Here is a 13,445-nt window from a genome sequence, read left to right as displayed (position 1 = left end):
TATGGAATATATTTTAATCGTCACGATAGCTATAGTTATATTTTCATTAATATTTGACTTTATCAATGGTTTCCATGATACAGCCAATGCTGTAGCTACTGCCGTATCTACGAGAGCATTAACTCCAAGAACAGCCATTTTATTAGCAGCAGTTATGAACTTTATTGGTGCTTTAGCATTTACTGGAGTTGCTGGTACGATAACAAAAGACATTGTAGATCCGTTTAAATTACAACATGGATTGGTTGTAGTTTTAGCAGCAATTATCGCTGCGATTGCATGGAACTTAATTACTTGGTTATATGGTATTCCAAGTTCATCATCACATGCTTTAATTGGTTCAATCGCAGGTGCAGCTATTGCTTCAGAAGGATCATTTGGAGTATTACATTATCAAGGTTTCACTAAAATTATTATCGTGTTAATTGTATCTCCAATTGTTGCTTTCTGTGTTGGTTTTATTATGTATTCAATTGTTAAAGTCGTATTTAAAAATGCTAACTTAACACGTGCTAATCGTAACTTTAGATTCCTGCAAATCTTCACAGCAGCGTTACAATCATTCTCACATGGTACTAATGATGCGCAAAAATCAATGGGGATCATTACTTTAGCTTTAATCGTTGCTAATATTCAAAATGGTTCAAACGTAGAACCAGCATTATGGGTTAAAATTGCATGTGCTACAGCTATGGGTCTTGGTACTGCAGTCGGTGGTTGGAAAATCATCAAAACTGTTGGTGGTAACATTATGAAAATAAGACCAGCAAATGGTGCTGCAGCTGACTTGTCATCTGCGTTAACTATTTTCGTAGCATCATCATTACATTTCCCTCTTTCAACAACACACGTTGTATCTTCATCAATTTTAGGTGTTGGTGCTTCTAACCGTGCGAAAGGTGTTAGATGGAGTACCGCACAACGTATGTTAATTACTTGGGTAATTACATTACCTATTTCAGCAGTATTAGCAGCACTTGTATACTTTATCATGCATTTCTTTTTAAAATAATATATATAACATAGCGATTTAAATAGTCAGGTTGAGCGGTTAAGAACTCGCTCAACCTTTTTTATACATTAAATGTTACAAATTAAGAGAGTATAATAGGGGGAAGAGAAATGAAGAATGAACGCGCACTTGTTTTAGGTGGTGGCGGAATAACAGGCATCGCATGGGAGTCAGGTGTATTAGCAGCACTTATTGAAAATGGCATGAAGATAAGTCAAATTGACAAAATTTTTGGGACTTCTGCAGGAGCCTTTGTTGGCGCAGTATTATCAAATAATCAAGACATGAAATCATATTACCACTATCTGAATGAAAATAAGGACCCTAATGAGCAGACTAAGCTAAAAAAAGAAGTTTATGAGATGTGGAGACAGGCTTATATTCAGGGTGGAAATAACCAAGAAAGTATTGGACGATTACTTGGAGAGATGATCGACCAAGTTCAACCTGTTATCTCAATGAAGGAAAGAAAAAAGGCGATAGCTAAAAGATTAAACGATTCAAAATGGACGTCGCAATTAGTGATAACGGCTATAAATGCGCGGACTGGACAATTGGAAACGATTAATCAACAAATTGGAATGGATTTAATCGATTCTGTAGCAGCAAGTGAAGCAGTTCCAGGATTATGGCCTCATGTGACGATGAATGGAAAAGATTATATTGATGGGGGAATGGTTTCGTCAACAAATGCTTGTTTAGCTAAAGATTTTAAGCAAATTTTGATTATCGCCCCGTTAACACAGAAAATAGGGAAATTACCTAATGTGTTTGATGATGAAATAACTTTATCCAACACAAGTGATGTCTATACTATCACTCCAGATGAATTCAGCAAAAGCATAATAGGTGATAATATTTATGATGCGAGTGTTATTATTGAGGTCGGTAATGCTGGATATGAACAAGGGAAGCGTCTCGTCAAAGAAATCGAAGCACTTATGCCAGAATGGTTGTCTTAGTATTAGATTAATTACGATGATAAATAATGGGGAAAGTTCCATTTAAATAGAGATCATCAGTTAAGATAATAAAAAAACACCAACAAAGTGATGGGCTTTGTTGGTGTTTATATATTTTGATGAAAAGTATAATTATTTTTATAGTATCTCACTTTTTTAGTGGATGAATGCGTAACTTGAAACTTCAGAAGCTGGAATTGTTCTGTAGTCTGTGTTGTATGGTCCGTTAGTATAGTTCATTTCTGAAATTAAGATGCTTCCATCACCGTTAACACGTTCAACGTATGCTACGTGACCATAAGGGCCTGGTACACTTTGCATAACTGCACCTACTTCAGGTGAATGGTCGACTTGGTAACCGTCATTAGCAGCACCAGTAGCCCAATATTTAGCATCTGACCAATATGTGCTAATAGGTTTACCTGCTTGAGCACGACGATCAAATACGTACCATGTACATTGTCCTTCAGTATATAAGTTTTGGTGGTTAAATGATGGTGATTGTGTGCTTGTATTACCTTGTGTAGCTGTTGCACCACCAGCGCCAGCGCCAGCGCCTGCACCAGAACCGCCATTAGGAATTTTTAAAGTTTGGTTTGGTGAAATTAAATAACCGTTTAAATTATTGGCTGACATTAATTCGTTAACTGATACACCGTATTTATTTGCAATAATGTTTAATGACTCACCTGATTGTACAGTGTGCGTTGAAGGTGATCCTGATTGTGAAGAAGTGTTTGAATTTGAGCTTTGAGAAGCACTTCCACCTACTGTGATGACTTGTCCAGGGAACACCATATTATTATCTAAATTATTGTTTTGTTTAATACTTTCTACGGACGTATTATATTTCTGAGCGATAGTCCATAATGATTCACCTGACTGAACTTTATGTTGAGTAGAAGCTTCGGCATCGTGATGAGAAAGTGCTGCGGCTGCGCCTGAAGCGGCAGTTACTGCAAAGGCTAACTTTTTCAAAGTGACTCCTCCTTAAATTTACTTTAATAGTTTTTATAAAAAATATAATTAACGATGTATCATCGCGTTTTCGTTTTTTACTACGCTATCCATACTAACAAAAATAAAGCACTCTGTGTGGTTTGTTATTATCTTGTAATATTGTTAACAATTGGGAATAGAAATATTTCACTTGTAAAAATGTTGATATGACAGTTGTGAAGTGTGATTTTGATTAAAAAATTCAATAATAAAGTTTTATAAATTGTAACAAAGTGTATAGTATATATGTGAATACCGACTAAGTATATCACTTTTTATTATTATTACTTTTTTTAATTAATATATTATTGTAAAATCGTACCATTAGATTAACAAATCATGAATGAAGGAGCAGAATATATGTCACAGACTGCACAACATACAAATGAAACAAAAGATAAGCATCGTTCACATGCTTATGCTAAAGTTTGGCTATTCTTCATGTATTATTGGATTATTTTTGGGATTGGTTGTTACTTCGGTCAATTTCTACCAATGGAATGGAGAAGACCTCTATCTCTTGCATTAATGGTCTTAGTATTAATCACCCTAGTATTTCAACGTGCACGTAAGTATGGCTTAGTTATTTCACATATATATGCCATCATATTGGGGCTTTTATCATATGCTATGTTTACTAGTTATTTGCAAAATTTAGGTCCCGAAGTTTTTTATAAAAATATTATATTAGCCATTGGTGCTTTTATTGCTTTTGGTATTGTAGGTTTCTTTTTAATCAACGATGCATCAAGTATGGGAAGATATTTATTCGTTACTTTATTAGCATTAATTATTGCAAGTATTATTGGAATATTTATCCATAATCCTATTTTCCATACTATTATTACAGTCGTAAGCTTATTATTATTCTTATTATATACCCTATATGATTTTAACAGGATGAAACGGGGACAATTTTCTCCAAGAGAAATGGGTTTTAATTTATTTATCAATCTGTTAAACATCATTAAAGATATTCTTCGATTGGCTAATCGATTTAGATAAACAAAATAACGATTGTTAAAATACAAAGATGTTGGCGTGAAATTAACTATTTGATGTAAAATATTTTCTTAATGTTTATTGCTAAAACATTAAGAAGTTAACGCCACATCTTTTTTATTCGATATATTTATGTTGTTTTATAACTTAATTTTTTCCAGAAATATAAACAAGTATATTTTTTTAATACATGTTATAATTGTGTTAAATTATTTCGAATAAGTATTTAGAATGATAATTAAGTTAGAAGTTATATGGGGTTTATTAGAAAAGAGAGGGAGAAATATGCCGAATTCATATTTGCGTATACTTTCTAATGTTGAATATCCAACTACTAGGTGCCAAGATGGTATCATCTTATTTTGGCCATTAGAGAGTGACATGCATGTTCAAAAATTTCGTAAACAAATGACGATTAATAACGACATCTATATCATCAATAATGCTGATGTATTTAGCGTAAACACAAAAGGTAGAATGATCATGCTTTATCTAACAAGTGATTGGTTTACTGAGCAAGGTTTTTCATTTTTTGAATTCCAATATACATCCAATTTAATTAAATCTTCTAATTTACTTAAAGACTTGATTTTACAGTTAGCACTTAAAAGAATTAACTACGATAATCAAGAGATGCTTGATCAACTTACAAGGGAAATTGTTCAAATCATAGGTACAGAAGCAGTTGTAGATAAAGATATTGCAGTTAATCAATATAACTATACATATTATGATGATTTAAAAGAGGAGTTAGATTATATCGACAATCATATTGAAACGAGATTGACATTAAAAGATATATCAACGGACCTTTTTATTTCAAAATCAAATATTTCTTCCCAATTCCATCAATTAATAGGTATGGGGTTTAAGAGATACGTAGATACTTTAAAAATTAGTAAATCAATAGAAATGTTGCTGACAACTAGTGCCACAATTAGTCATATTAGTGATACCTTAGGTTTTAGTAATATGTCTACATTTTCTAAAATGTTCAAGGGCTATTTGGGTGTGACACCCAATGATTATCGTAAACTGTCAAAATACGATAAGAATGTGATGTTTAAAGTGAATATTGAAACTGACGAAGATATTGAAACTTTCAAAACATATGTTGAAGATTTAGTAGAACAACATAACATTGAAAAATATGAAGATATCCAATTAGATGTTGGAAAACCTAATAAAATTAAACCATTTCATAGCATTATTCAAATTCAGTCGATAGAAGAAATTCGATTTCTATTTTTATATGACAAGTTTGAAAAATATGACTTTTCACGTAACGATGTTATTTTCTATATTGTGCCAACACTCACAGAAATTTGTGATGTCATGACTTATGATGATAAGCGAAAAATTGCAGAACTTATTATTGAAAAAGGACTAAGGGTTGCATTTAATATTGATAATTATAGAGTTATTGATCATTTAGGAATTTGTTTTAATGATGCAGTATTAAAGTTGAAAAATGCTAAGAAGACGATTACTCATGAATATGAAGTGATTTCAGTATTCAACTTAGATGAGAAGGAAATACGTGAAGTTTATAGAGATATTATTAAGTTTCAAGATTTGCATATTAATCATGTCATTGCCTTGGATATGACTTGTTTATTAGATGATCCTGTACTGTTGAAATCTATAGAATCACAAATTAAGCGGTTGAAATTCGAATATTTATTCATCGATAATGCTAAATTAAAAACATCCTATTTAATAGATGAAAATGAACGTCTATTATTAAAAAATGAGATTCAATTAAAGAATTTAAAAGCGATTCTGAATGAAATTGACTTTGTGAAAGAAAAGATGATTTTACTAAATGTAGAAAACCATCAACTCATCAATGATAAAGATAATGATTTGAGCAATAGCGCACCACTTATCATTGAAACGATATCAACGTTAAGAGAAACATTTGCTGGATTAGGTTTTAATTTATATGATCATACACAGCTTTTTAATACATTACATTTATTTGATAAAAATGGTTTTAAAACAACATTTGGCTTAATATTTAATGAGTTAACTTGGTTGTTTAATCAAGAATATGTTGATGCAAGTTACTACAAAAAAGTAGAGCTCGAAGATAGATACGTTTTATGTTTATATGATTGGAGAATCATTGAAAACGAAGCTACAAATGAGAACTATGAAGATAGTCATGTGTATGTAAGTTTCGATCAAACACCACCTAATAAGAGCTACTTTATATTTATAGGGAAAATAAATAGGTATAGTGGTAACCTAAATCATTTAATAGCTAAAGATTTAAGGAATAAATATGACTGGACGAGTGCATTTCTAGATACTATAGATTATTACTTTAAACCAATGGTAGAAGAGATTGAACATGATTTTACAGAAAAATCGCTAGACATAAATCTCAGTTATAATTCCTTTTATATGATTACTATATTTAAAAATGAATCTAAAATTAAAAGAGCGTGGCACAACTCAATTTAAATTTATCGGTAATTTTGACAATAGATTAAAAACAAACAGGAAAGACAAATTTTCAGATATTTAGGATAATGTTATTATACGTTGTCTGTTGATATTTGGGGGTGCAAGTCTTTTGAACAAAGAGAAGTTAGATAAGTTATTAGAATTTTATAAACAATATAAAGCATTATCTGAATATATAGATCAAAAATATAAGTTAACATTAAATGATTTAGCTGTTTTAGACTTGGCCGAGAAAAATTGTCAAGAAGAACAAATGTTAATGCAAACATTTTTAAAAATTGCTATTTCAGAATTAGAATTGAGCAGAACTAAATTATTAGTTTCTATTCGTAGACTGATTGAAAAAGATAAATTAAGTAAAGTAAGATCTAAAGAAGACGAAAGAAAAATTTATCTATATATGAATCAAGACAACATGAAAGAATTTAATGCTTTATTCAATGATGTTGAAGAATATTTAAATATTTAAATATCTACATATAAGTTAGTTCCTAATTTTAGGAGCTAATTTTTTTATGTTTAATGATACATCATCTAAATGTTTACAATAGTGAGTTCAAACGTTATGAAATAGATAGGTTACTAGTGGTATATAAACGATGCAAAATCATGTATAATATAGAATGTTAATTATAGAGAATGAAAGCGAGATGACCATAATGGGACGTAAGTGGAATAATATTAAAGAGAAAAAGGCTCAAAAAGATAAAAATACAAGTAGAATTTATGCTAAATTTGGTAAAGAAATATACGTAGCAGCAAAATCAGGTGAACCCAATCCTGAATCTAACCAAGCCTTACGATTAGTATTAGAACGTGCAAAAACATATTCCGTACCAAACCATATTATTGATAAAGCAATCGATAAAGCTAAAGGTGCTGGAGAAGAAAACTATGACCACTTAAGATATGAAGGTTTTGGTCCTAGTGGTTCAATGTTAATCGTTGATGCACTTACAAATAATGTGAATAGAACAGCATCTGATGTTCGTGCTGCTTTCGGTAAAAATGGTGGTAATATGGGCGTTTCAGGTTCAGTAGCTTACATGTTTGATCATACGGCTACTTTTGGTATTGAAGGTAAGTCTGCAGATGATGTATTAGAAGAATTAATGGAACAAGATGTAGATGTTAGAGATGTGATTGATGCTGACGGCTTAACAATTGTTTATGCAGAACCAGATCAATTTGCACAAGTTCAAGACGCACTAAGACAAACAGGTGTTGAAGACTTCAAAGTAGCAGAGTTTGAAATGTTACCTCAAACAGATATTGAGTTATCACCTGAAGATCAAGAGACTTTTGAAAAATTAGTAGATGCATTAGAAGATTTAGAAGATGTTCAAAATGTATTCCATAATGTGGATTTAAAATAATGACTAACGCTCAATATTGGATTGATCAACTACAAATGACACCTCATCCAGAAGGCGGTTATTTTAAGGAAAGTATACGTCATGGTTCTACGAATTCAACAAGAGCTGCATTCAGTAGTATATATTTTTTATTAACACCAAATGATATTTCGCATTTTCATCGAATTGATGCTGATGAAGTATGGTACTATCATGCTGGCCAATCCCTAACTATTCATATGATTATGCCTGACGGTAAATACGAAGCAGTACAATTAGGTACGAATATTGAAGCGGGAGAAGTTCTGCAGTATGTTGTGCCAAAAGGTACCGTTTTCGCATCTTCTTTTGAACATAATGAAGGGTTTTGTTTAGTAGGTTGTATGTGTCAACCTGCCTTTGAATATAAGCATTTTGAATTATTTAAAGCACATGAATTATTAGCATTATATCCACAACATCAAACGTTGATAGATAAATATGCTTTAAAAGATAAATAGATGAATTTAGCATACCTATGAGAGCAAACTAACTCGTAGGTATGCTTTTTTATGTTAATGTTTAAATGAGTTTTAATATATATCGTAGTGTCTATTAATGTTTTAAAATGATTAGAATTTAAATTAAATAAATTCATAGTAATTTAGTCGTTTTACAGTAAAATGTCTTGATATGTAGTAGAATATAGATAAATCAATTTTACGACTAAATATAACCAGGTTCGGCATATGATGACATTACAGAACCATTTTTATATAATGAGAACAAGGAGTTGGTGACTGTGAAAGTAAAATATATAGACAAACGTCACTGGCGTCGCCTGATTGAAAGAGAATATACAGAGGTTAAAGTTAATAATAATAAATTTAAAGGTATTATAGGCTTGGTCACGATGAAGAAAGTACGTGAACCTTTAGAGGTGACGGTAGTTGGTCAAAATATTATAGTCGCAGATGATAATTATAAATGGTTACAAATATTACCTGAAAAAAAGAGATATAGTTTGACCGTTATGTTTGATGATAAGGGGAATCCACTAGAATATTATTTTGATATTAATATTAAAAATATCACTCAAAAAGGAAATGCACGTACTTTAGATTTATGTTTAGACGTTTTAGTATTGCCAGACGGATCGTACGAATTAGTTGATGAAGATGATTTGTTATTCGCATTACAAAATGAGCAAATTAGCCAAAAGCAATATCACGAGGCATATATTATTGCGCATCAATTAATGATTGAAATTGTAGAAAATTTTGATGATATACAGGGCAAAGTGATGAAATGTTATCATAAAATCAATCAAAAATATAAGAAAAATAAACACAATCATCCATTTAAAAGTAAAAAAGTAAAACGAGTAAAATCGTCTGATAAAAAATAATGCGTAGTACACTTGTATAATAAATAGAAATAACAATATATAGAGGCATTTAAAAGAAACGTTACATTCTAGGGGGACACTATGAAAATAGATGATTATCGTTTATTAATTACATTAGACGAAACGAAAACATTAAGAAAGGCAGCAGAAATATTATATATTTCACAACCTGCTGTCACACAACGTTTAAAAGCTATTGAAAGTGCTTTTGGAGTAGATGTTTTTATAAGAACAAAAAAGCAACTTATCACAACGACTGAAGGTGCAATGATTATCGAACATGCACGTGATATGTTGAAAAGAGAGCGTTTGTTTTTTGATAAAATGCAAGCGCATATAGGAGAGGTCAATGGAACAATCTCTATTGGTTGTTCTTCTTTGATAGGCCAAACACTACTACCTGAAGTATTAAGTTTATATAATACTCAATTTCCTAATGTTGAAATTCAAGTACAAGTAGGTTCTACAGAACAGATTAAGGCAAATCATAGAGATTATCATGTCATGATTACTAGAGGAAATAAGGTCATGAATTTATCTAACACGCATTTGTTTAATGACGATCACTACTTTATCTATCCTAAAGATAGACGTAATGAAGTTACAAAATTACCATTTATTGAATTCCAAGCGGATCCCATTTATATTAATCAAATTAAGCAATGGTATAACGATAATTTAGAACAAGATTATCATGCGACGATAACTGTTGACCAAGTTGCTACATGTAAAGAAATGTTGATTAGTGGTGTAGGTGTAACGATTTTACCTGAAATTATGATGAAAAATATAGATAAGAATATGTTTGAATTTGAAAAAGTGACTATAGATAATGATCCGCTTATTCGTTCAACTTATATGAGCTATGATCAAAGTATGTTACAACTACCTCAAGTAGACTCATTTGTTAATTTAATGTTGAATTTTATTCGTTAGATACAGTAGACAGATTCGCTTAATGAATAGAGGTTATTCTTATGTTTAAAGAATTGTTATATATCAAAAATTACAAGTTATTTGTTGTAAATATGTTGCTATTAGGTATGGGTATCGCAGTAACAGTACCCTACCTTGTTTTATTTGCAACGAAAGATTTAGGCATGACGACGAAACAATATGGCCTATTATTAGCTTTAGCAGCTATCAGTCAATTCACAGTTAATTCAATTATTGCTAGATTTTCAGATACACATAATATTAATAGGAAGTTCTTAATTATAACGGCATTGTTTATGGGTGCGATTAGTTTTTCTATTTACTTTTTTGTGAAAGATATTCTATTATTTATTATTCTTTACGCCCTTTTTCAAGGATTGTTTGCACCTGCAATGCCTCAACTTTATGCATCCGCTAGAGAATCGATTAATGTTTCAAGCTCTCGTGAAAACGCCAAATTTGCCAATACAGTATTACGATCAATGTTCTCGCTAGGTTTTTTATTTGGACCATTTATCGGTTCACAATTGATCGAACTGAATGGTTATTCAGGATTATTTGGTGGAACGGTTTCAATTATTTTATTTACACTTTTATTGCAAGTCTTCTTCTATAAAAATTTAAATGTGAAGCAACCCATTTCACAACAACAACATGTTGAAAAGGTAGCGCCTAATATGTTTAAGGATAAGACGTTACTCATCCCATTTTTAGCGTTTATCTTATTACATATTGGACAATGGATGTACACAATGAATATGCCATTATTTGTTACAGATTATCTTCATGAAAAGGAAGGCCATGTAGGCTATTTAGCAAGTTTATGTGCTGGATTAGAAGTACCATTCATGGTGATTTTAGGTATCTTATCTAGGAAATTACCAACACGAACTTTACTTATCTACGGTGGTATATTTGGCGGGGCATTTTACTTTAGTATTAGCTTATTTAAAAATTTCTATATGATGTTACTCGGTCAATTATTTTTAGCCTTTTTCTTAGCAATATTATTAGGTATAGGTATTAGTTATTTCCAAGATATATTACCTGATTTCCCAGGTTATGCATCAACACTATTTGCCAATGCAATGGTAATAGGTCAACTTTGTGGTAATTTATTGGGTGGTATGATGAGTGGATGGGTTGGTTTGGAAAATGTATTCTATGTTTCGGCTGGCTCATTATTCTTAGGAATTATATTAATTTTCTTAACCAAGGATCAAAAAATTACAAAATTAGATGTGGAGTAGTTTATAATGACAGTGATATTATGGTGTTTAATTATATTAATGTTCATATTAGCATTTGTAGGATTAGTTAAACCTGTGATTCCTTCCGTTTTAGTGATGTGGGTAGGATTTCTAATCTATCAATTTGGATTTCATAATGGGAAATTATCTTGGATATTCTATATCTCAATGATTGCTTTAACTATATTAATCTTTTTAGCTGATTTTCTTATGAATAAATATTTCGTAGGGAAATATGGTGGTTCTAAATTCGGAGAGTATGGTGCGATTATAGGTGTGATTATAGGTTGTTTTGTATTACCTCCGTTTGGAATTGTTGTAATACCTTTCATACTTGTTCTAGTTATCGAATTAATACAAGGTTATGATATTAAACGAGCTATTAAAGTGGGGTGTGCATCTATTGTTGCATTTTTAGCAAGCACTATTGCACAAGGTATGATTATGATTATTATGGTTATTTGGTTTATGCTAGACATTTTTTTACTTAATTAGATACGAATAGGAAATTGAAAAATCCCTAAATGAATGCATAACTTCATTTAGGGATTTGTTTATATGCTGGTTTATCAAGTCTTTATTAGATTGTGTATACGATTTGATTAGTATACATAATGAGATGATTTGAATATCTACATGATTGTATTTGCATCTTTATTGAAATAATGATGATCAATATAAAATGATATCGGAGTAATAATGATAGAAATTATAATAAATGACCAATTACTTACATTTATATATGGACCAAATGCTAAAAAAGATTGTGGTATAAAAAAGACATAAAACAATGCAACGATTAACAATGCAATCACTGCATAGGTTAAGAGCCAAACCCAATTTGAGTTGTTAAAGCACTGTAATTGAATCGTCTTAAATATCATCCAAATAAACAAGAAGATAATAAACAAGCCAATAACGACAGTGATTGGAAAAGTGTAAAGATAAAGATAGTTACTATCTCCACCAATAAAGAATCCGATAAATCCTTTTAAAAAACAAAAGATACCTATTAATAATACGAAATGTTGATAGATATATTTAAATATATTTTTAACTGTTTCATTTGGAAGCTCTTTTAATTGTTTTTTGGCGTGCATTTTAGGGTTATGGTTAAAGAATTCCATAGCCAACATACCTTTATCTTCTGCGCTAATTAAGTGTTTCAATATGCGATTCAACATAACTTCTGAATCATGAGGATTCACACTTAAATCAGAACGAATATAGGTCATATAATTTTCAAATATTTCTCTATCTGTATTATTTAAACGTAATGATTTTACATTATTTTCTTTAGCTAATTGAGCAGTAGACTTCATGAGTGCTTAAGCGCTCCTTTAAAATAGTTTAAGTAGTATAAAAATGAGATAAAACTCTCATTAGTGTCAGAAATGTACTACATTGTTTTTAAACATTAAATATAACTAATGTACATATTTTAACCATTGCTTAGCCGTATAAACTAAGAGAATTGTGTGCCATGGTGAGTCAGTTATTACCAATATAGTTGTTAATTCACAGAGATGCAAGGGTATGTCAGTATTATATTACGCTTAATCATACCATAGAAATCGGTTGATTATCATATCAAGTTTAGGAGTTAAATATGAGAAAGTTAACATTAAATCATCAAACAACGATTAATGAAGTAGCAACCATACATGAACATTTATTAGAAAATCAAGAATTTAATTACAAAGCTACTCAGACATCTATCGCATTAAGATATGAAATGATTAATGCAAGGTTGCGTCACGCAAATGACATTATCTTACTTCTAGAGAATTATCAGGAGATAAAGGGATTTATTTGGGGGCACTATGAGTCACAAGCTAAAACTGTCATCATTGAATTATTATATGTATATCCACATTATCGTCGTCAAGGACTCGCCAAACAGCTCAAAATGGCAATAGAACAATGGGCTGAAGACATTGGGGCTACATCGATTCAGAGTACAATTCATATCAATAATGAAGCGATACTTAATTTGAATCGTCAGTTAGGTTATGATGATACACATATTAGGATGAGAAAAGATTTAATGTAGAAAAATGAATAATTTAT

Annotated in this window: 14 protein-coding genes; 12 read left to right on the top strand and 2 right to left on the bottom strand. The window is 30.8% G+C overall.

The window, feature by feature from the left end:
* Position 1 precedes the first annotated feature (1 nt).
* Together LPC11_RS10470 and LPC11_RS10465 are read left to right on the top strand one after the other, a co-directional pair.
* Entirely contained in the window at positions 2-1,012 is a 1,011-nt protein-coding gene (locus tag LPC11_RS10470) for an inorganic phosphate transporter (protein ID WP_002465970.1), read from the top strand.
* A gap of 110 nt (positions 1,013-1,122) precedes the next feature.
* On the top strand, positions 1,123-1,974 hold the full coding sequence (locus tag LPC11_RS10465; protein ID WP_023374749.1) for a patatin-like phospholipase family protein: 852 nt from the start codon (positions 1,123-1,125) through the stop codon (positions 1,972-1,974).
* Positions 1,975-2,130: 156 nt separating this feature from the next.
* On the opposite strand, the gene LPC11_RS10460 is transcribed toward LPC11_RS10465, so the two are convergent.
* Positions 2,131-2,952, bottom strand: coding sequence for a LysM peptidoglycan-binding domain-containing protein (locus LPC11_RS10460; protein WP_023374750.1), 822 nt, complete (start codon positions 2,950-2,952; stop codon positions 2,131-2,133).
* 381 nt (positions 2,953-3,333) lie between these two features.
* On the opposite strand from LPC11_RS10460, the gene LPC11_RS10455 reads away from it, so the two are divergent.
* The 9 genes from LPC11_RS10455 to LPC11_RS10415 all read left to right on the top strand — a co-directional run bounded on the left by LPC11_RS10455 (position 3,334) and on the right by LPC11_RS10415 (position 11,870).
* Positions 3,334-3,978 carry a Bax inhibitor-1/YccA family protein gene (locus LPC11_RS10455; RefSeq protein WP_023374751.1) on the top strand — a complete coding sequence of 215 codons (645 nt, stop codon included), beginning with the start codon at positions 3,334-3,336 and terminating at the stop codon, positions 3,976-3,978.
* A gap of 282 nt (positions 3,979-4,260) precedes the next feature.
* On the top strand, positions 4,261-6,444 hold the full coding sequence (locus LPC11_RS10450) for a helix-turn-helix domain-containing protein (protein WP_023374752.1): 2,184 nt from the start codon (positions 4,261-4,263) through the stop codon (positions 6,442-6,444).
* 112 nt (positions 6,445-6,556) lie between these two features.
* Entirely contained in the window at positions 6,557-6,916 is a 360-nt protein-coding gene (locus LPC11_RS10445) for a transcriptional regulator, SarA/Rot family (RefSeq protein WP_002451005.1), read from the top strand.
* 190 nt (positions 6,917-7,106) lie between these two features.
* Positions 7,107-7,823, top strand: a complete 717-nt coding sequence (locus tag LPC11_RS10440; RefSeq protein WP_023374753.1) for a YebC/PmpR family DNA-binding transcriptional regulator — start codon at positions 7,107-7,109, stop codon at positions 7,821-7,823.
* Positions 7,823-8,302 carry a cupin domain-containing protein gene (locus tag LPC11_RS10435; RefSeq protein WP_023374754.1) on the top strand — a complete coding sequence of 160 codons (480 nt, stop codon included), beginning with the start codon at positions 7,823-7,825 and terminating at the stop codon, positions 8,300-8,302. The genes LPC11_RS10440 and LPC11_RS10435 overlap by 1 nt, the downstream gene beginning before the upstream one ends.
* A 281-nt stretch (positions 8,303-8,583) precedes the next feature.
* Positions 8,584-9,189 carry a ribonuclease FAU-1 family protein gene (locus LPC11_RS10430; protein WP_023374755.1) on the top strand — a complete coding sequence of 202 codons (606 nt, stop codon included), beginning with the start codon at positions 8,584-8,586 and terminating at the stop codon, positions 9,187-9,189.
* Positions 9,190-9,270: 81 nt separating this feature from the next.
* Positions 9,271-10,125, top strand: coding sequence for a LysR family transcriptional regulator (locus LPC11_RS10425; protein WP_107566405.1), 855 nt, complete (start codon positions 9,271-9,273; stop codon positions 10,123-10,125).
* A 35-nt stretch (positions 10,126-10,160) separates the two neighbouring features.
* Positions 10,161-11,375, top strand: a complete 1,215-nt coding sequence (locus LPC11_RS10420; RefSeq protein ID WP_164967150.1) for a sugar efflux transporter — start codon at positions 10,161-10,163, stop codon at positions 11,373-11,375.
* A gap of 6 nt (positions 11,376-11,381) precedes the next feature.
* A complete protein-coding gene (locus LPC11_RS10415) occupies positions 11,382-11,870 on the top strand; it encodes a DUF456 domain-containing protein (RefSeq protein ID WP_023374758.1) in 489 nt (162 codons plus the stop codon).
* 137 nt (positions 11,871-12,007) lie between these two features.
* Here LPC11_RS10415 and LPC11_RS10410 read toward each other — a convergent pair whose 3' ends face one another.
* Entirely contained in the window at positions 12,008-12,697 is a 690-nt protein-coding gene (locus LPC11_RS10410) for a DUF1129 family protein (protein ID WP_023374759.1), read from the bottom strand.
* 287 nt (positions 12,698-12,984) lie between these two features.
* Here LPC11_RS10410 and LPC11_RS10405 point away from each other — a divergent pair, with 287 nt between their 5' ends.
* Complete coding sequence (locus LPC11_RS10405; RefSeq protein ID WP_023374760.1) at positions 12,985-13,428, top strand: GNAT family N-acetyltransferase; 444 nt, start codon at positions 12,985-12,987, stop codon at positions 13,426-13,428.
* Positions 13,429-13,445: the final 17 nt, after the last annotated feature.

The organism is Staphylococcus sp. HL28, assembly GCF_021117155.1.
GTDB classification, from domain to species: Bacteria; Bacillota; Bacilli; order Staphylococcales; family Staphylococcaceae; genus Staphylococcus; species Staphylococcus warneri.
The sequence above is the reverse complement of the archived record's forward strand: the minus strand, read 5'-3'. Positions and strand labels throughout refer to the sequence as shown.

Coding starts and splice junctions, on each gene's coding strand:
- LPC11_RS10455 (WP_023374751.1), top strand. CDS start 3,334: ATGTCACAGACTGCACAACATACAAATGAAACAAAAGATAAGCATCGT.
- LPC11_RS10405 (WP_023374760.1), top strand. CDS start 12,985: ATGAGAAAGTTAACATTAAATCATCAAACAACGATTAATGAAGTAGCA.
- LPC11_RS10425 (WP_107566405.1), top strand. CDS start 9,271: ATGAAAATAGATGATTATCGTTTATTAATTACATTAGACGAAACGAAA.
- LPC11_RS10470 (WP_002465970.1), top strand. CDS start 2: ATGGAATATATTTTAATCGTCACGATAGCTATAGTTATATTTTCATTA.
- LPC11_RS10440 (WP_023374753.1), top strand. CDS start 7,107: ATGGGACGTAAGTGGAATAATATTAAAGAGAAAAAGGCTCAAAAAGAT.
- LPC11_RS10415 (WP_023374758.1), top strand. CDS start 11,382: ATGACAGTGATATTATGGTGTTTAATTATATTAATGTTCATATTAGCA.
- LPC11_RS10435 (WP_023374754.1), top strand. CDS start 7,823: ATGACTAACGCTCAATATTGGATTGATCAACTACAAATGACACCTCAT.
- LPC11_RS10450 (WP_023374752.1), top strand. CDS start 4,261: ATGCCGAATTCATATTTGCGTATACTTTCTAATGTTGAATATCCAACT.
- LPC11_RS10410 (WP_023374759.1), bottom strand. CDS start 12,697: ATGAAGTCTACTGCTCAATTAGCTAAAGAAAATAATGTAAAATCATTA.
- LPC11_RS10465 (WP_023374749.1), top strand. CDS start 1,123: ATGAAGAATGAACGCGCACTTGTTTTAGGTGGTGGCGGAATAACAGGC.